The sequence below is a fragment of the Agaricicola taiwanensis genome (genome assembly GCF_014635245.1).
Classification (GTDB): domain Bacteria; phylum Pseudomonadota; class Alphaproteobacteria; order Rhizobiales; family Methylopilaceae; genus Agaricicola; species Agaricicola taiwanensis.
Map to the genome: position 1 here is coordinate 47,726 of NZ_BMCP01000007.1, position 17,863 is coordinate 65,588.

Genomic DNA, 17,863 nt, shown 5'->3' on the forward strand with positions numbered 1-17,863 from the left:
AGCGGCGAGGGAACAGGCGGGGGAACAGGACGTTGCTTTGTGACGCCGGCCCGAGGGACGGAGCCAGGCGTGGTAAAGCTGAGCGTTTTTCATGATCATCGCCGACGACCGTCTTGCCGGTCGCATCCTCGCCAGCGCCTCCGATTTCGCGATCATCAGTCTTGATCGCGACCGGAAGGTCACGAGCTGGAACCCCGGCGCGGAGAAGCTGCTGGGCTGGAGCGCCTCCGAGATAATGGGGCAATCGGCCGATGTCATCTTCGTTCCGGAAGATCAGGAGGCCGGTGCTCCCGCCGACGAGATGCAGGTTTCGCTGTCGGTGGGAACCGCCATCGATGAGCGGTGGCACATGCGCAGGGACGGCACCCGCTTCTGGGGCTCTGGACTGATGATGCCCCTGATTGATGAAGCCGGGGAGACCGATGGCTTCGTCAAGATCATGCGGGACCGGACCGCCGAGCGCGCCGCCGAGCAGCGCTACAACGCGCTGACCGCCACCTTGCCCGGCTTTCTCCTGGTGGCCGATACCAACGGGCATATCATCGAGACCAATCAGGTGTTCCGGAACTTCACCGGGCGCGACGCGGCGGGGCTTCATGGCGACCGCTGGCTGGAGACGGTCCACCCGGACGATGCCGCGGGACTGGCGGCTCAATGGACGGGGGCCATCAGCAGGGGTGAGCCTTTTCACGCGCGCCTTCGCTTCCGCGGCAGGGACAACGACTATCGCTGCTATGCCTGCCGCGCCGAGCCGGAGCGGGACGAGGAGGGGCGTATCATCCGGTGGATGGGGACCTGCCTCGACGTCGAAGACGAGGCCCGGGCGCGCGCCGCTCTGGAGCGGCTGACGCTGACACTGGAACAGAGGGTGGTTAAAGGCTCAGAGGACCTCGCCTCCGCCATCGACAGCCTGCAAAGCGAGGTCAGCGACCGGATAAGAGCGGAGGAGGCGCTGCGACAAGCGCAGAAGGTAGAGGCCATCGGTCAGATCACCGGCGGTGTGGCGCATGACTTCAACAATCTTCTCACCGTCATCCGCGGAAGCGCCGAACTTCTCGGCAGGCCGGATCTGTCATCGGAGCGCCGCGAACGCTATCGCAAGGCCATCATCGAAACGGCCGATCGCGGCGCGACCATGACGGCCCAGCTCCTTGCCTTTGCGCGGCGGCAATCGCTGGAGCCTGTGGTGTTCGATGTCGCGAAGCAGCTCGACATGCTGGAGCACCTGCTGGCCACGACGCTGGGGCCGCGCGTCGACCTCGTTATCGAGGTCCGCTGTACCTCCTGCACCGTCCTTGCCGACAGCAATCAGTTCGACACCGCGCTCCTGAACATGGCCGTCAATGCCCGTGACGCCATGGAGGGGGTCGGCAGGCTCATCATCTCGGCTGACGTTTCCGAGGGCATTCCGCCGGTGCGGCGACATGCGGCGCGCCCCGGCCGCTTCGTCACCATCGCCGTCTCCGACACCGGCCCCGGCATTCCTCCCGAGCGGATCGACCGGGTGTTCGAGCCCTTCTACACCACCAAGCCGGTTGGGCGAGGCACGGGGCTCGGTCTTAGCCAGGTGCACGGCTTCGCCAAGCAATCCGGCGGAGAGATCGAAGTCGGCAGCGGGGATGAAGGGGGAAGCCGCTTCACCCTCTATCTTCCTCATGCGGAAGCGGGGACGCCGGTCACAGAGGAAGCCGAGAGCTCATCCGCCTCGCAGCAGGTCGAATATCGGGGAAACATCCTGGTGGTGGAAGACAACGAGGCGGTGGGGCAGTTCGCCACCGAGCTTCTCAAGGAACTCGGCTATTCCGCGACCTGGGTGAAGGACGCCGCCGCGGCGCTCGACATCATGGCCTGGCAAAGCGAGCGCTTCGACGCTGTTTTCTCCGATGTCGTCATGCCGGGCATGTCTGGCATCGAGCTCGCCCGGCGTCTGCGCGAGGAGCGGCCGGCGCTGCCGGTCGTGCTTGCAACCGGCTACAGCGATGCCCTCGCCGAAAATGGCACGAATGACTTCGAAGTCTTGCAGAAGCCCTATTCCGCCGCGCGGCTGGCGGAGGCGCTGAAACGCGCGCTTCCTTCCGATTAGTGCGCGACCTCTCCCCGCCGCCAGTAGGACACGACCAGGTGCTGGTCACGCGGCAGGCCGATGCCTGCCCGGAAATGGCGGCGAAGTTCCCTGAAAGCGCCGAATTCGGCACCGACCCAGGCGAAGGATTTGGCTTGCGGCAGGGCGATATCGGGCACGTCGCGGGCGAGGCTGCCACCCCTGGAGCGGTGCAGCCAGCGCAGGTCGATGTTGGCTCGTGTCTCGATCAGCTGCTCGTCGCCGGGCTCTTCCACCTCGATCATGGCGACGCCGCGGGCCTCGGGTGGCAGCATCTCCATGATGCGGGCGATGGCGGGCAAGGCGGTCTCGTCTCCGGCGAGAAGATAGAAGTCCGCCTCGCCGACGGAGCGGCCGCCGGGGCCGGTCATGCCGATGACATCGCCGGGCCTGGCGCGGGCGCCGAAGCGCGAGCCGGGACCGCCGTGGTCGTGCAGCACGAAATCGATGTCGATCTCGCCCGCCGCGACGTCGATGCGCCGGATGGTGTACTTGCGGGCCGCGAGTTTGGCCTCGCCTTCCGGCCAGGCGATGGTCCCGTCCGCCTTGAGGCTGGGCCATCGCGGCTGGACGCCATCAGGCGGCAGCAGCAGCTTCACGTGGAGGTCGCTCGCCGTGGCGTAACGGGAAAGGTTTTCGCCGTGGAGCGTCACGCGGCGCATGCGTGGTCCGATCTCCATGGCATGGCGAACCGTCATCAGCCGGAAGCCGGGCGGCGTGGTCGCGTCATTGCCGTCGCCGGTCCAGATGATGGAGGGCGCCGCCGCGCTGAATTCGATGACGTGAAAGGCCAGCATGCCGCGCAATTCGATGAGGTCGTCGAGCGCAGGCGCCGTGGCGGTCAGGACCAGCTCCGCGCCTTCGCGCCTGAGGCTGGCGCTGCCCTTGGGGAAGCGTGCCTCGCCGTAGCCGTCGCGGATCGTGACCTCGGCGTCGTGTTCCTCCAGATGTTCGCAGGTCCTGGCGATGATCGTGTCATCGGCGGCGCCTGCCACCCGGGCGGTCGCGGTGAATGTCATGAGGGGCCTCCGGTGGGCGCTGGGCCATCGACAGCGATCTGCAGGAATCCGCGGGAGCAGTTCTCCACGCGCGCGGAAATGGCATAGACCTTCGCCAGCATGGCCGGCGTGATGGTTTCGGCGGGCGCGCCTTCGCTATGCAGCCGTCCGTGATCCAGCACGATCAGATGGCGCGCCCAGCGGGCGGCAAGCGCCAGGTCATGGAGCACGATGACGACATTGAGCCCCTCGTCTGCGAGAGCCTTCAGCGTGGCCATGACGTCGACCTGATGGCGCAGGTCGAGCGCGCTGGTGGGCTCGTCCAGCAAGAGAAGCTGCGGCGAGAGCATGAGTGCCTGGCCCAGGGCCACCATCTGGCGCTGGCCGCCGGAGAGCTCCGCGATGGGGCTGAGCGCGATGTCGGTGATACCGAGGCGCTCCAGCACCGCCACAGCCTGGCGGCGCACCTCCGCCAGCGGGGTCACGGCGCCCTGCGTCGCCGGCGAGGCCTTGAAGGCGCCGATGAGGGCATCGAGCACGGTGAGGGTGACGCGCTGCGGGAGGCTCTGCGGCATGAAGGTGATGAGGCGCGAGCGGGCAGCGAGCTCCATCTTCAGGAGATCGTGTCCGCCGAGGGTGAGGGAGCCCTGCGCCGGTATGAGCCCGGCAAGCCCGCGCAGCAGGGTCGATTTGCCGGCGGCGTTGGGGCCCACGAGCGCGGTGATGCCGCCGGCGCGGACCGGCTCCAGCGTCAGCCCCTCGATGATCGTGCGGCGGCCGTAGCCGACGCGAAGGTTGCCGATGCGCAGATCAAGCCCCATCACATGCGCTCGCGCTTCAACAGGATGAGGCCGACGTAGACGGGCACGCCGACCACGGCGGTGACGACCCCGATGGGCAGCAGCGCGCCGGGCACCAGAAGCTTGGCCGCGACCGAGGCGCCGGACATGAGTATGGCGCCGGTGAGGGCGCTGGCGGGCAGGAAGAAGCGATGGTCCTCGCCGATGAGGAGCCGGGCGATGTGCGGCCCAACGAGCCCGATGAAGCCGATGGAGCCCACGAAGGCGACAGCGGTACCGGTGAGGATGCTGACGCGCAACAGCGACAGGAAGCGCAGGCGCGAGACATCGATGCCGAAGGCGCGAGCGCGCTCGTCGCCGAAGCGCAGCGCGTTCATGCGCCAGGAGGCCTTGAGGGAAAAGGGCAGCATGGCGGCGATGACGGCGGCAAGGATCGCGACGCGGCTCCATTCGCTGCGGGCGAGGCTGCCCATCATCCAGAACACCACCTGCTGCAGCGCCTGGGCGGAGGCCATGAACTGCATGAGCGACAGGAGCGCGTTGAAGGAGAACACGAGCGCCGTGCCGAACAGGATGATGGTATCCGCGCCATGGCCGCGCAGCCGGCTGAGCACCTGCAGCAGCATGGCCGCCAGGAAGGCGAAGAGGAAGGCGTTGGAGGCGATCAGCACATCGGGCGGGAGGCCGGGAAAACCAATGCCGAGCACGATGGCGAGAGCCGCGCCGAAGGAGGCGGCCGAGGCCAGCCCAAGCGTGAACGGCGAGGCCAGGGGATTGTCGAGCACCGACTGCAATTCGGCCCCCGACAGCGACAGAGCGGCGCCGACCAGCACCGCCATGAGCGCCGAGGCAAGGCGCACGTCGAAGATGATGACACTTTGCGTGCGCGTGAGGCTGGATGGATCGACCAGCCCGCGCAGCGTGTCGAGCGCGGTGAGGGAGGAAGGGCCGGTGATGAGGTCGCAGAAGAGGGCGACAAGGGCCAGCGCCGCCAGCGCCAGCGTCAGCAGGAAGCGGCGGCGGATGAGTGCTGTGTGAGCCTCGATTGCCTGTTCAGCGGTCGTCATGGCAGGTCGATCATCAGGATCACAGCGAGACGGTGAAGCGCCCGGTGAGGGGCAACGCGAGGTAGCGCTGGTTGATTTCGGCCAAGGTCGCCTCAGGATCAAGGTCGGAGAAGAGATCCGGGTGCAGCCAGCGGGCGAGCGCTTCCACTGCGATGATGTTGACCGGCGTGGCGTGCAGCAGGTGCCAGAAACCGTGGACATTGCCTTGGGCGACTGCGTCGATCTCCGCCACTTCGGAGCCGGCGACGGCGGAGAGGAGCGTGCGGTGGGCTTCCTCCTCCTTGACCTCTGGGCCGATGACGAGACCCTGTGTGCCCCGCAGATGCGGGCCGCCGGTGGTCACGAAACAGTCGATGGGGTGTGAGAGGACAAATTCCCGGTTGGCGCGGATCCAGGGCGTGGTGGTGGAGAGCTCCGCCCCGATATTCTGGCCGCCGGCAAAGGTGATGAAGGTGCCGAGGCCGGCCTCTCCCGGCACCCAGCAGCAGTTCCAGCCGGGTGCGCCGGCCATGGACTGGAGAAGCACCGAGGGGCGCTGCGGGCGGGCCTCGGCCAGCCGGTCGGCGATGCGCTTCAGCCGCGCCTCATGGAAGGCGGCGAAATCTTTGGCCTTGTCGCGCGCCTCGCCGCCCAGCGCGGCGCCAAGGCGGCGCATGGAGGGCGCGGTGTTGGCGAGGGGATCGTGGAAGAAATCGACGAAGACCACCGGCACGCCCACATCCTTCATGCGAGATAGCACCGAGGTGGATGTCGGGCCGGGGCCATAGCAGCCGCCGAAGATGGCGAGATCAGGCTCGGCCGCCAGCGCCAGTTCCACCGAGAAGGTGTCAGGACTTGCCATGCCCACCACCTGGGCCTCCGCCAGGGAGGGGGTCTTGCGCTGGTAGGCTTTAAAGATCTCGGGGCTGTGGCGGGTGAGATCGCCCTGCCAGGCCGCGATGAGGCTTGCCGGATCCGGGTGGATCAGGGCGAGGGCGAGAAGGATGTGGCCGTCACCGAGGAGAAGCCGCGACGGAGGCGGCGCCGCCCAGGCCGGCGGGACGGCCGCAGCCGCGAGCGCGGCGGCCATGAGGCCTCCGAACGCGCGGCGCGACACTCCTTCAGATGGCGGTCGGGTCAATGGTCACCAGCGATAGGTCAAAGTGCCAAGCACGGTGCGGCTGTTGCCCCAATAGCAGGTGTTGAGGTCATTGCACGAGGAAACATACTCCTTGTCGAAGAGGTTCGACACGTTGAGCGCCAGTTCCGCGCCCTTCAGCTTCGGGCTCGCCTTGCCGAGGTCGTAGCGGGCGGCGAGATCGACGAGGGTATAGCTGTCGGTCTCGAAGGTGTTGGCGGTGTTGGCCCAGCTGCCGTCGACATGGCGGATGCCGCCGCCTATGGAGAGGCCCTGAAGCGCGGCGTTCTGGAAGGCGTAATCGAGCCAGAGCGAGGCCGTGTTGTCAGGCGTGATCGGCAGTTCATTGCCGATCACGGCCGGATTGATGTCGTCGGTGATCTCGGAATCGAGCACGGTCCAGGCTCCAAGCAGTGTCAGCCCGCGCGTGAGCTCCATGCGCGCCTCGAACTCGAGCCCTTTCACCTTGACCTCGCCCACCTGGGTCTGCGTCGGGGCGGCGCCCGCGATCACGTCCTGCTGGGTGATCGAGAAGCCGGAGACCTGCAGCATGCTGTTGCCCCAGCTCTGCGGCTGGTACTTGATGCCTGCCTCCCACTGTTCGCCCGTCGTCGGGTCCGGCGCCGAGCCATCCGCCAGCGCGCCGACATTGGCCTGGAAGGAGGTGGCATAGCTGACGAAGGGCGCGAGCCCATTGTCGAAGTTGTAGATGAGCCCGGCGCGGCCGGAGAAGGCCCTGTCATCGGTGGACAGGTTGCGGGCAAGAGGATTGGCTGCGGGAGCGCGGTTGGTGAACTCCCCGTCTACCCAGTCATGCCGGCCGCTCAGCATTAGCGTGAAACGGTCGAACTTGATCTGGTCCTGGAGATAGACGCCGACCTGAGTCTGGCTCTGGTCCACATCATTGGTGATGGTGCTGATGGGGCCGGGCAGGCTGACGATGGTGCGCGTGAAGGGATTATAAAGGCCCGTCGAGCCGCCGGAGGTGCCGAAGAAATAATCGATGTCGAGGTGGCGGTAGTCGAGGCCGGCCAGCACGCGATGGGCGACGGGACCGGTATCGAAGGAATATTCGAGCTGGTTGTCGACCGAGAAGGCGTCAACGCGGTCGCGGATTTCGACGCGGCGGGTGGTGATGTTCTGCAGCTGACCGCCGCCAAAGCCGAAGCCGCGAATGGTCTTCAGATCATAGTCGACGGTCGAGAACCGAAGGTTCTGCCGGAAGGTCAGATCATTGGTGACGTCGTGGCGGAACTGATAGCCGACCGATGACTGCTCCAGGTTGAAGTCGTCGTAGTCAGGATCGCCCAGAAAGGTGTCGCGCGGAATGCGGCCATTGGGATTGTAAGAGAAAGTGCCTTGCGAGGGCAGGAACTGCAGCGATCCGGAATCGAGGTTCTGGTAGTTGCCGAGCAGGGTCAGCTCGGTGGCATCACTGGGCCGGATGGTGAAGCTCGGCGCCACCGCGATCTGGTCGTTGTCGACGTGATCGACGGAGGTCTCGCCAAGACGGCCGGCCGCGATGAAGCGGTAGAGGAAGCGCTTGTCGGCATCGATGGGGCCGGAGATATCCAGTTTGGCCTGGCCGTTGGTGGGATGACCGCCGGACAGCTGCACCTCGCCCTGGTGCTCATCGGTCGGAAGCTTGGAGACCTGATTGTAGATGCCGCCTGGCGGCGTCTGGCCATAGAGCACGGAAGCCGGGCCCTTCAGCACCTCGATGCGCTCCAGGAAGAAGGGGTGGGTGCGGCCCCAGGCATAGGTGCCGCGCGGCAGCGGCAGGCCGTCGAGATAATCGGGCGACTGGAAGCCGCGGATCTTGATCCAGTCGGCGCGCGGATCGTTGCCATAGATCTCGGCGGTGATGCCGGGGGTGTAGCGCAGGGCCTCGCTGGCGTTCTGCGCCTTCTGCATCTCGATCTGGGCTTTCGGCACGACGGAGATCGACTGCGGTGTCTCAATGATGGCGCTGTCGGTCTTGGTGCCGGAGGCACTGCGTTTTGCCACCGTGCCCTCGACCGGGCCGTTGGCGCGCTCGCCGCTGACCACGATGGCGGGAAGTTCCACTTCCGGCTGGCTTTGCGCGAGAGCCGGCGAAAGGAACAGGACGAGAGAGGTTCCGGCCAAAAGGCCGCCACGTACAGACTTCAATACATCCCGCGACGGAACCATTTCCCAGCACCTTTCCAATCAAGAACCACACGCCCCAGTGGCGGTTGTGTAGTGGTGCGGATTATGGAAAGGCAACGAGGTGAGGATTCGGGTTTCTTACTATTTCATGCGCAGGAATTTAAATCAGTTTGAAAGAGTAGAAGGTTGGAATAATTCCAAAATCTTATATTGCTCGAGAAATACTTCTTTGGATTTATTCCAGATTTTCCTGGTAAGCGCTCATAAGCAAGGCGCTTGGCGGCAGGCCAAAGCGCTTGCGAAACAGCGTGGCGAAGTGGGCCTGGGTGTAGCCGGTCTCGGCCGCGACCTGCCCAACGCTCAGGTGGCCTGATGCCAGAAGTTTATAGCCTATCTGCAGCCGGTGTTCCTGCAGGAAGGCGTAAGGCGTCGCGCCATAGAGCATCCGGAAGCCGCGATTGAGCTTGATGGTGTTGAGACCGGTTTGCGAGGCCAGGGTCGCGATGTCGGGCGGAGCGCTCGGTGTGGCGATCAGGATATCCCGCGCCGCTTTGATGCGTTCCGCGTCGCTCGGGGTCAGCCGGCTCGGCTTCATGGCGGGACGATCGACATCGAAGCCATCAAGCACCAGCGAGGTCAGCTCCAGCGCCTTGCCCAAGCGGTAGAAGTCGAAGCTCGGTGTTTCCGGACAGGAGAGGATCTGGGCGGCCACCGCCTCGCTGGCCGGATCGGCGCGACGGGCATTGAGGATAACCGGTCCCGCCTGGTGGCTGCCGGCGGAACGGCGCAGGAGATCGACCGGATCGAGCGCGCTCTCGGCTGCCACCAGGCTGCGGTCGATCTGGATCAGGACGCAGCGGTAGCGCAGCTTCTCCCGGATGCGCTGGTCGCGCGGGGCCAGCCCGTCGCTGAAGATGGCGATGTTGGTGGGGCCGGTGAAGGTCTGCCGCTCCAGGTCGCCTGCCTTCAGTGTCATCTCTCCATTGAGGATGGTGAGGATGCGCAGGCCGTCCCCGATGGGCAGGGTGGAGTGGTAGGGCTCGTCATAGATCATGTCTCCGGCGGCGATGAGAACGCGGCCTTCAAGATGCGTGGAGACGGTGTGCGGCAGGATCTTCATGAGGCGGGACTATAGGCGGGCGCGGCGGCATTGTCCGAACCAAACAGCAGGTTCGTCCGTTGAAGGTGCATCCATACCAAGGAGGCACTCATGCCCGCCACATCGAAAGCACAGCAGAAAGCCGCCGGCGCTGCCCTCGCCGCCAAGCGGGGCGACATGCCAAAGAAGGAGCTGAAGGGCGCGTCGAAGAGCATGGAGAAATCCATGACGGAGAAGGAACTGCACGACATGGCGTCCACCAAACGCAAGGGCAAACCCGAGCACAAGACCAAGCACTGATGGAAGGCACCAAGCTGCATGGCGCGGCTGATGGCCTGGATCAGGCCACGACGGCGGCGCCCGAGACTGGGGAGGAGGCAAGGTTGCAGGCTTCACGCGGGCCCCGGCTGGAAGGCCGGGTGGCGCTGGTGACCGGCTCGGATTCCGGCATCGGCCGCGCCATCGCACTGGCCCTGGCCGAAGGGGGTGCCGATGTGGTGGTCACCTATCATTCCGATGAGGATGGTGGGAAAAACACGGTCGCGGATATCGAAACCATGGGCCGAAGGGCCCTGCTGCGGCAGCTCGACGTCAGCGACGAGACGAGCGTTCGCGCGACCTTCGATGCGGCCGAGGAGGGGCTCGGGCCGGTTGATCTTCTCGTCAACAACGCCGGCCTGCAGTCGCAGGAGGTTCCCCTCATCGACATGAGCACGGAGGAATTCGACCGGATCCTGAAGACGGATCTTTACGGCGCGTTCTTCTGCTGCCGCGAATTCCTGCGGCGCCGGCGGGAGGAGACCTCGTGGCCGGGCAAGATCATCAACATCACCTCGGTGCATGAGCGCATCCCCAGCCCCGGCAATTCCGCTTATGGGGCGGCCAAGGGCGGGCTTCTGACGCTGACCCGCAGCCTTGCGCTGGAACTGGCCCCGAAGCGCATCAATGTGAACGCCATCGCGCCGGGCCAGATCCGTACGCCCATGACGGAGCGAACGGACGATCCGGAGGTCTATGAGGAGGAGATGCGCAACATTCCGTGGCGCCGTCCCGGCGAGCCGTGGGAAGTGGCGCGGCTGGCGGCCTATCTCGCCTCCAGCGATGCCGACTATGTCACCGGCCAGAGCTTCACCATCGATGGCGGGTTGCAAATGAACTGGGGGCAGGGAGCCTGAGCCTCAGGCGGCGAGCGCCTGCTTCTGGCTGAACTTGACGGTGTTCCGGCCCATTGCCTTGGCTTCGTAAAGCGCCGCATCGGCCAGCCTCAGGCCCGTGTCCAGCGAGATGCGGCCGTCAGCCCAAAATCCGCCGACGCTTGTCGTCACCGTCAGTTCCGGCAGGTCGGCGGAGAGGCATGCCGCTTCGATTTCCGCCCGGATGCGATCGGCGGCGCTGCGGGCGGCCTCCCGGCTGGTGTCGGCGAGCACCACGACGAACTCCTCCCCTCCCATGCGGGCCACGAGATCGCCCGACCGGACCGTGCGGCGGAGCACCTGGGCCACCATGCGCAGGATCTCGTCGCCGACGGCATGGCCGAAACTGTCATTGATGGCCTTGAAGTGGTCGAGATCGATGACGAGGAGCGCCTTTCCGGAGGATGCCTCGCCTATGGGGATGAAGCGGTCCTGCAGGCTGCGGCGGTTCAACAGACCGGTCAGCGCATCGGTGCCCGCCTCATTGAAGAGCCGTGTCTCACGCTTGGACAGTTGCCGCTCGCGATCGATGACGGCTCCGAAGATCACGGCGCCGATCGCATTGAAGGCGGCAACGAAGACGGCCGGCTCGCTCAAAAGCGCGTTGCGCGCCGGGCCGGGCAGCAGGAACCAGGCCGAGAGGGAGGCGGAGATCATCACGCCAAGCAGGAGCAGGCGGGGCAGGTCGGCGCGGTCGGTGCGCACGACGCGAGCCCAGAGGAAGCCCATGGCCCAGGCGATGAGGATGGTCCCGATACCGGCGTACATGCCCACGCCGCCTTTCATCACGCGGGCGCCGATGGCGAGAAGCGCGGCAATGCAGGCGCCTATGGGACCCAGGAAAGCGCCGGCCGATCCGACGAAAAGGGTTCGCAGATCCACAAACAGGCCGTCGGCCATCATGATGGGCTGCCACATGGAGAAGACCGCCCCGAACCCGAAGAGGCAGCCGGCGAGAGCGCAGGTGATGCGCGGGCCGAGACCCCGGCGGATGAGGATTCCATAGCCGAGCCCCAACAGGGACATGATGCCCAGACTGTTGAGAAAGGAATGGAAAAGTTCCGCGGAGGTCATGCGCCTGTGCTCGCCCCAAGCCCACCGGGCCCGACACGGCGACATTATACGAAAGGAATGATTTTTCCGATTATCGATTAATTCAAATTTTCAACAATTTAAGGAGGGGGCGGTCACGGCCGCCCCCTCGCGCGGTCAATCCGCCTTGCGCAGTGCGGCCGTCAGCTCGCTCACGGGAATGCGGTCGAGCTCCAGCACCGCGTCGCGGATGCGCTCGGCCTGGCTCTGGGAGACCGCCATGGAGGCCGAGGCGAAGAACTTCTTCTCCACGCCGGCGAGATCGAGCGCCCGTTCGCCCGCGCCGGAGTTGACGCGGATGTGGCGGTGGTGGGTCTCGCCGCTCTTCATGGTGATCTTGACGCCGCCGGAGAAATACTTCGGGAAGGCGCTCTCGGTATCGATGGTGCATTTCACGCGCTTGGTGAGATCGAGCACCTTCTCGTCCTTCAAGGCTTCCGGCTGCAGATCCGGCAGGCCGAAGAAGCCCTTGATGAGGCAGGCGGCGACCACGAACTGGGCGCTGAATTTTGCCTCATAGTCGGTGGTCGGATGTTCCTTCGCCTGGCGCGGCTCGGCCACGATGGGCATGGTGTCCTTTGCCAGGAAGCATTCGACCTCGGCGATGTCGTCGGGATTGATGCGCTCGTAGAGTTCGATGGCCGCATCCGCCGCGCCATGGATGAAGTGGCAGACGGGGTAGGGCTTGATGGCAGTGTCGGCGAGATCCCAATATTCGCCGAGGCCGCCGGAGATGCGGTCGAGGTCGACCACCTCCGCATAGCCCTGAAGATGGGTCTCGAAGAAGCCGAAGCGGCCCTCGTAAGGCCGGGTGGGGCCCTTGAAGCCGCTCTCCACAAGGCGCGCGGCGGTGATGCCGGCAACGGCCGCCCAGCCGGGATGCATGCGCTTGGTCCAGGCGCCTTCCTCCAGGAAGACCTGCACACCCGATGCGGTGGAGGCGGCGACGCCTTGGGCCATAGTGATCTTGTCGGCGTCGAGGCCGAGCAGCTTGGACGCGATGACGGCGGAGGAGAAATGGGCAACCACGCCGGTGGCATGGAAGCCAACGTGATGGAAGCCGCCCTTGACGGCCGCGCCGACACGAATGGCCGTCTCCATGCCCGCCGCGTAGGCGGTCAGCATGGCGCGGCCATCGAGCGCCAGATCCTCGGAGAAGGTGAGGGCGCAGGGCAGGCAGGCGGCGGTGGCGTGGATGATGCTGCCGAGATGGGTGTCGTCGAAGTCGAGCCCGTGCACCAGGATGCCGTTGGCCAGCGCCGCGTCGCGCAGTGGCAGGCGCTCGGAGCGGCCGATGAGGCTGCAGGTGCCGGCGCCGCCGAGCGTTTGGATGCCCTTGATGGAGGTCTCGGCGAAGGGATAGGCGTTGGAGGCAAGGCCCACGCCCAGCGCGTCGAGGATCAGCAGCTTGGCGCGCTCCAGGACGGGCTTCGGAATATCGGTGAAGGAAAGGCCAGCCGCGAAGGTGGCGAGATCCTTTGCAGGTTCAGCCTCACTTGCTGGTATCAATATCTTGTGTGCCCCGGCCATGTCTCATTTATCTCCCATAAGGCATCACGATCCGCGTCAGGTTGTGGGGATCAGTGATCGCACGTATCTCACCCGCGGGCGCGCGTCAGACTTTCGCACGGAGGCGCACCCTTGCGTCTTGTATGTTGACAGTTAACATCGTATCGAGGGCTTGCCAAGCGGCTCGATCAGGCGTAGTGAAAACTGTCTACAGTCAGCGAACGACATTGCATTGAGCGCGATCTCGTGGGAAATGCTTTTTTTGCAGCACCGCCTCGTGTCAAGCCGCCGTGCGCATGTAGCCGAATTTTTTGGATTGGCCCATGGGCGGCCGATTGGGATGAGCAGATCTATTTGGGAGGCTCGAAGTGGAAGAAGTTGATGTGATCGTCGTTGGCGCGGGCAATGCGGCTCTGGCAGCCGCCGTCTCGGCCAAGGAAAATGGCGCCAAGAACGTGGTGGTGCTGGAAAAGGCCCCCCGCGAGATGCGCGGCGGCAACACCCACTGGAGCGGCGCCGTGCTGCGCTTCGCCTTCGATGATCCGCGCGAGATCGCGCCGCTCGTGCCGGAAGCCGAAAAGGAATACGAGAACTTCTACGAGGGCATCAGCCCCTACACTAAGGACGACTATCACGGCGATCTGATGCGCGTGACCTCGGGCCGCACCGATCCTGTTCTCTCCAAGGTGCTGGTCAACAATTCCAAGGACACCGTGTTCTGGATGAACCAGGTCGGCAAAGTGAAGATGGAGCCGGCCGTCACGCTGTCCGCCGTCAAGAAGGACAACGTCATGGTTTGGGCGCGCGGCCTCGTGATCCGCGCCGAGCATGAGGGCGTCGGCCTCTCGCGCTCCTGGTTCGCCACCGCCGAACGCATGGGCATCGACATCCGCTACGGCAGCGCCGCCACCGAGCTCATCGTCGACGACAAAGGCAAGGTCTGCGGCGTCAAGGTTCGTGACGACGACGGCATCCACACGCTCAAGGCAAAGGCCGTGGTCCTCGGCTGCGGCGGCTTTGAGGCCAACGTCCAGATGCGCACGCAGCACATCGGCCCGCTCGTCGGCGCCGCCAAGGTCCGCGGCACGCCGCACAACCAGGGTGACGGGTTGCGTATGGCCATGGCCATCGGCGCCATGCCGTGGGGCCAGTGGTCCGGCTGCCATGCAACACCGATCAGCGCCGACTGGGGCGAATTTGCACCCCGTGAGCTGACCGACCGCTCGAACCGCCTCAGCTACCCCTACGCGGTCATGATCAACCGCAAGGGCAAGCGCTTCGTGGACGAGGGCGAGGACGGCGCGCTCTTCACCTACGCCAAATTCGGCCGCGCGATCCTGGCCGAGCCGGGCGCCAAGGCCTATCAGATCTTCGATTCCAAGGTGGTCCACCTCCTGGAGCCGCGCTACCAGACCTCCGAGCCCATCAAGGCCGACACGCTGGAAGCCCTGATCGAGCAGCTCGACATCGATGACAAGGCGCAGGCCCTGAAGACGCTTCAGGAGTTCAACGCCCACGCCAACGAGGCCGACGGACGCTACGACCCCTCCAAGAAGGACGGTCTTTCCACCAAGGGCCTTGCCCTCGAGAAGACCAACTGGGCCGTCAAGATCGACAAGGCGCCGTTCTATGCCTACAGCGCCACGGGCGGCATCACCTTCACCTTCGGCGGCCTGAAGACCACCGAGAATGCTGAAGTGGTGGGCACCGACTGGCGTCCGATCCCCGGTCTCTTCGTCTGCGGCGAGATGGTCGGCGGCCTGTTCTACGACAACTATCCGGCGGGCACCGGCCTTGTTTCCGGCGCCACCTTCGGCCGCATCGCCGGCCGCAACGCCGCGGCCATGGCCGTAGCATAAGAAAACCGCTTCCCCGCCCTCTCCGTCACGGGAGAGGGCGGGGCCAACACACACGGCTCGAAGCCGCATGAGGGAGTGACGCCATGACCACCGAGGCACAAAGGCCCCTGACGGAACGTCTTGCTGAGAAGATCGTCGGTTTCGACAAGTCGCAGGCAACCAAGCCCGCGCTGAAGGCCGCACGCACCGCCATCATCGACACCGTCGGTGTCACGCTTGCCGGCATGCCCGAGCCCTGCTCGCAGATCCTGCTCAAGACGCCCGGTGTCGCCACCGCGCCCGGCTCCTCCCTGATCTTCGGCACCGACCGCCGCACCAGCGCGCTCGACGCCACCTTCATCAACGGCACCGCCTCGCACGCCCTCGACTATGACGATTTCTCCGGCGCGCTCGGTGGCCATCAGTCGGTGCCGCTGGTGCCGGCACTCTTCGCTCTTGCCGAGGAGCGCAAGCTCGGCGGGCAGAAGCTGCTTCTGGCCTATATCATCGGCGTTGAGGTGGAGATCCGCCTTGCCCGCGCCGTGCACAACCATCATTACGACAAGGGCTGGCACCCCACCGCGACGCTCGGCGTCTTCGGTGCCGCGGCCGCCGTGTCGCATCTCCTCGGCTTCGACAAGGAGAAGACGGCAACCGCGCTGGCCATCGCCGCCTCCCATGCCGCCGGCCTCAAAGCCAACTTCGGCACCATGGTGAAGCCGCTGCACATCGGCACCTGCGGCCGCGCCGGCCTGCTCTCCGCTCTCCTCGCCGAGCAGGGCTTCACCGCCAACCGCGGCGTGTTCGAGCACCACCAGGGCTTCCTGAAGGTCTACAACGGCGATGGCACCTATGATGTGGAGCGCGCCTTCGCCAATTGGGCGGACCCGCTCGAAATCGCCAATGAGACCATCGGCCTGAAGCAGTTCCCCTGCTGCGGCAGCACCCATGCCGCCATCATCATGATGCAGGCGGTCCGCAACGAAGAAGGCGTCAAGGCCGAGGACGTGGCCAAGATCGAGCTCTTGCCGCATGGCCGCCGGTTGCGCCACACCAACACGCCGGATCCGCAGACGAACCTGCAGGCCAAGTTCTCGGTGCAATATGCCTGCGCCCGCATGCTGCTCGATGGCGCGGTGCGGCTGAAGGACTTCGAGGGCGACGCGCATCTGGAGCCGGAAATCCAGCGCCTGCTCAAGATCACCGAAGCCCGCCCGCATCCCGACATGGCCGATGATGCCGAACTGCAATGGGGCGCGGAGGTCATCGTGACACTGAAGGACGGCCGCAAGGTCTCGCGCCGTGTGGAAAACATGGTCGGACGCGGCGGCGCCAACCCTATGAGCACGGATGAGTTGTGGGAGAAGTTCGACGACTGCGCCCGGCGCATCCTGCCGCGCGATCAGATCGCTCCGCTGTTCGAACGTCTTGAAACCATCGATTCCGTCACCGAGATGGGACAGGTCACCCGGCTGCTTTCCGTGAGCCCGCTGCACGACGCAAAACGTTCGGCGGCGCCCATCAAATTCGCTCCTCGCAATGAGCAGGAGCCGGAAGAAACCACCTGGGTACCGTAGCATTTCTGTTGCATTCGATCTCTCTGGCTTCCGCTGAATACTGTTGTGTACAACCGTGACGCTTCTGTTTTCAGCGGAAGTCTGCTAGCAAGATTCGAACAGAACAAAGCGTGGCACGGGCATGGCGCAGGTATTGAACAATCGCATTAGGGCGCAATCTCTGGTTGATGTGGTGACCGAGCGCCTTGAATCGGCAATCATCAGCGGCGAACTCGTGCCCGGCAGCCGTATCAGCGAGTTGGCGCTCGCCAATTCACTCGGTGTCAGCCGCGGCCCGCTTCGGGAGGCCATTCGCCGCCTGGAGGGCCGCAAGCTGGTGGAGCGCACGCCCAATATTGGCGTGCGGATCGCGGAGCTTTCGGCAAAGGACCTCGGCGAGCTTCTCTACATCCGCGAGGCGCTGGAAGGCATGGCCTGCGCCCAGGCGGCGGAAAAGATCACCGATTCGGAGATCGACGCCCTCGAAAAGCTGCTTGATGAGCACGGCAAGCAGAAGGAGCTGCAGTCGGGCAAGGGCTACTACCAGGAATCGAAGGACTTCGACTTCCACTTCCGCATCGCCCGCGCCAGCGGCAACGAGCGGCTGATCAATATGATCACCGGCGACCTCTATCACCTGCTGCGCGTCTATCGCTACAAGTCCTCCACCTTCTCCGGCCGCGCCGCCATCGCGCTGGACGAGCACCGCAACATCATCGCCGCCCTGCGCAAGCGCGATCCGGCCCTGGCGGAAGCCGCCATGCGCGAGCACATTCGCAACGCGCGGCTCCACGTGCAGGCTGCAATGCAGTCCAACCCACCGGGTGCGGCGATCGCCTGACATTCCTCATGCATGTCCGGTATGCGCCGGGCATGCACGCCTTCGTGGCTGGCGATGCCGCGTGAAAGGCCTTAAGCATCGCGTCACGGAATCAAGGTGACGCCACGTGACACTTCTCCCGCGCATTCTTCTGTCGCTCGCCGCCGTAGCCTTCGGCGTTGCCGTCTATGTCGGCATCATGATGGCGGGCATCTTCACCATCACCAAGCCCGAGGATCAGGCGCCGGCCTTCCTCTTCGGCCTGTCCGGTGTGGCGGCTCCCATCTGCCTGATGATCTGGCGCAACCTCGGTTCCTTGAAGGCACGCGTCGAGGCCGTGGCGCTGGCATCAGGCGCGGGCTTCCTCATCCTTGTGCTGCGCATGCATGTGCCGCCGCTGGCGCTGGCCTATTTCGAGCACGCTTCGCTTGCCAGCTACTTCGGCGGCTCGCTGACACTCGCCATCCTGCTGGCGCCCACGACCATCGCCTTCAAGCTGCAAACGCGCTTTGCCGAACGGGCTGCCTTCGCCTGAGAGCTTAT

The 17,863-nt window shown here is 65.2% G+C and carries 15 protein-coding genes; 7 read left to right on the forward strand and 8 right to left on the reverse strand.

Translation table 11 applies throughout. The features are described 5' to 3' along the window. Nucleotides 1-91: 91 nt before the first annotated feature. A complete protein-coding gene (locus tag IEV58_RS16960) occupies nt 92-2,083 on the forward strand; it encodes a hybrid sensor histidine kinase/response regulator (RefSeq protein ID WP_188411010.1) in 1,992 nt (663 codons plus the stop codon). On the opposite strand, the gene IEV58_RS16965 is transcribed toward IEV58_RS16960, so the two are convergent. From IEV58_RS16965 to IEV58_RS16990, 6 genes are all read right to left on the reverse strand, one after another. After that, the gene (locus IEV58_RS16965) at nt 2,080-3,120 is read right to left on the reverse strand and encodes a siderophore-interacting protein (RefSeq protein WP_188411011.1); all 1,041 of its coding nucleotides are present in this window, start codon (nt 3,118-3,120) and stop codon (nt 2,080-2,082) included. The genes IEV58_RS16960 and IEV58_RS16965 overlap by 4 nt on opposite strands. Continuing rightward, nucleotides 3,117-3,920 carry an ABC transporter ATP-binding protein gene (locus IEV58_RS16970; protein WP_188411012.1) on the reverse strand — a complete coding sequence of 268 codons (804 nt, stop codon included), beginning with the start codon at nt 3,918-3,920 and terminating at the stop codon, nt 3,117-3,119. Before IEV58_RS16970 ends, IEV58_RS16965 begins: the two co-directional genes overlap by 4 nt. Continuing rightward, entirely contained in the window at nt 3,920-4,966 is a 1,047-nt protein-coding gene (locus tag IEV58_RS16975; protein WP_188411013.1) for a FecCD family ABC transporter permease, read from the reverse strand. Before IEV58_RS16975 ends, IEV58_RS16970 begins: the two co-directional genes overlap by 1 nt. Nucleotides 4,967-4,985: 19 nt before the next feature. After that, complete coding sequence (locus IEV58_RS16980; RefSeq protein ID WP_188411014.1) at nt 4,986-6,035, reverse strand: ABC transporter substrate-binding protein; 1,050 nt, start codon at nt 6,033-6,035, stop codon at nt 4,986-4,988. A 54-nt stretch (nt 6,036-6,089) separates the two neighbouring features. Next, nucleotides 6,090-8,234 carry a TonB-dependent siderophore receptor gene (locus IEV58_RS16985; RefSeq protein ID WP_229729561.1) on the reverse strand — a complete coding sequence of 715 codons (2,145 nt, stop codon included), beginning with the start codon at nt 8,232-8,234 and terminating at the stop codon, nt 6,090-6,092. Between the two features lie 214 nt (nt 8,235-8,448). After that, the gene (locus IEV58_RS16990) at nt 8,449-9,333 is read right to left on the reverse strand and encodes a helix-turn-helix transcriptional regulator (RefSeq protein ID WP_188411016.1); all 885 of its coding nucleotides are present in this window, start codon (nt 9,331-9,333) and stop codon (nt 8,449-8,451) included. A 90-nt stretch (nt 9,334-9,423) separates the two neighbouring features. Here IEV58_RS16990 and IEV58_RS16995 point away from each other — a divergent pair, with 90 nt between their 5' ends. Together IEV58_RS16995 and IEV58_RS17000 are read left to right on the forward strand one after the other, a co-directional pair. Then, nucleotides 9,424-9,612 carry a DUF3008 family protein gene (locus IEV58_RS16995; protein WP_188411017.1) on the forward strand — a complete coding sequence of 63 codons (189 nt, stop codon included), beginning with the start codon at nt 9,424-9,426 and terminating at the stop codon, nt 9,610-9,612. After that, complete coding sequence (locus tag IEV58_RS17000) at nt 9,612-10,487, forward strand: SDR family oxidoreductase (RefSeq protein ID WP_188411018.1); 876 nt, start codon at nt 9,612-9,614, stop codon at nt 10,485-10,487. Before IEV58_RS16995 ends, IEV58_RS17000 begins: the two co-directional genes overlap by 1 nt. A gap of 3 nt (nt 10,488-10,490) precedes the next feature. Here IEV58_RS17000 and IEV58_RS17005 read toward each other — a convergent pair whose 3' ends face one another. Continuing rightward, a complete protein-coding gene (locus tag IEV58_RS17005; protein WP_188411019.1) occupies nt 10,491-11,579 on the reverse strand; it encodes a GGDEF domain-containing protein in 1,089 nt (362 codons plus the stop codon). 135 nt (nt 11,580-11,714) lie between these two features. Next, complete coding sequence (locus IEV58_RS17010) at nt 11,715-13,127, reverse strand: MmgE/PrpD family protein (RefSeq protein ID WP_188411020.1); 1,413 nt, start codon at nt 13,125-13,127, stop codon at nt 11,715-11,717. A 347-nt stretch (nt 13,128-13,474) separates the two neighbouring features. Between IEV58_RS17010 and tcuA the strand changes: the two genes are divergently transcribed. The 4 genes from tcuA (at nt 13,475) to IEV58_RS17030 (ending at nt 17,855) form a co-directional block, all read left to right on the forward strand. Next, a complete protein-coding gene (gene tcuA / locus IEV58_RS17015) occupies nt 13,475-14,965 on the forward strand; it encodes an FAD-dependent tricarballylate dehydrogenase TcuA (RefSeq protein ID WP_188411021.1) in 1,491 nt (496 codons plus the stop codon). Nucleotides 14,966-15,048: 83 nt separating this feature from the next. Then, nucleotides 15,049-16,521, forward strand: coding sequence for an MmgE/PrpD family protein (locus tag IEV58_RS17020; RefSeq protein ID WP_188411022.1), 1,473 nt, complete (start codon nt 15,049-15,051; stop codon nt 16,519-16,521). Nucleotides 16,522-16,642: 121 nt separating this feature from the next. Next, nucleotides 16,643-17,341, forward strand: a complete 699-nt coding sequence (locus IEV58_RS17025; protein ID WP_188411023.1) for a GntR family transcriptional regulator — start codon at nt 16,643-16,645, stop codon at nt 17,339-17,341. Nucleotides 17,342-17,447: 106 nt separating this feature from the next. Next, nucleotides 17,448-17,855 carry a hypothetical protein gene (locus IEV58_RS17030; RefSeq protein WP_188411024.1) on the forward strand — a complete coding sequence of 136 codons (408 nt, stop codon included), beginning with the start codon at nt 17,448-17,450 and terminating at the stop codon, nt 17,853-17,855. Nucleotides 17,856-17,863 lie beyond the last annotated feature (8 nt).

Coding starts and splice junctions, on each gene's coding strand:
- IEV58_RS16970 (WP_188411012.1), bottom strand. CDS start 3,920: ATGGGGCTTGATCTGCGCATCGGCAACCTTCGCGTCGGCTACGGCCGC.
- IEV58_RS16975 (WP_188411013.1), bottom strand. CDS start 4,966: ATGACGACCGCTGAACAGGCAATCGAGGCTCACACAGCACTCATCCGC.
- IEV58_RS17010 (WP_188411020.1), bottom strand. CDS start 13,127: ATGGCCGGGGCACACAAGATATTGATACCAGCAAGTGAGGCTGAACCT.
- IEV58_RS16995 (WP_188411017.1), top strand. CDS start 9,424: ATGCCCGCCACATCGAAAGCACAGCAGAAAGCCGCCGGCGCTGCCCTC.
- IEV58_RS17025 (WP_188411023.1), top strand. CDS start 16,643: ATGGCGCAGGTATTGAACAATCGCATTAGGGCGCAATCTCTGGTTGAT.
- IEV58_RS17005 (WP_188411019.1), bottom strand. CDS start 11,579: ATGACCTCCGCGGAACTTTTCCATTCCTTTCTCAACAGTCTGGGCATC.
- IEV58_RS17000 (WP_188411018.1), top strand. CDS start 9,612: ATGGAAGGCACCAAGCTGCATGGCGCGGCTGATGGCCTGGATCAGGCC.
- IEV58_RS16990 (WP_188411016.1), bottom strand. CDS start 9,333: ATGAAGATCCTGCCGCACACCGTCTCCACGCATCTTGAAGGCCGCGTT.
- IEV58_RS17020 (WP_188411022.1), top strand. CDS start 15,049: ATGACCACCGAGGCACAAAGGCCCCTGACGGAACGTCTTGCTGAGAAG.
- IEV58_RS16965 (WP_188411011.1), bottom strand. CDS start 3,120: ATGACATTCACCGCGACCGCCCGGGTGGCAGGCGCCGCCGATGACACG.
- IEV58_RS16960 (WP_188411010.1), top strand. CDS start 92: ATGATCATCGCCGACGACCGTCTTGCCGGTCGCATCCTCGCCAGCGCC.
- IEV58_RS16980 (WP_188411014.1), bottom strand. CDS start 6,035: ATGGCCGCCGCGCTCGCGGCTGCGGCCGTCCCGCCGGCCTGGGCGGCG.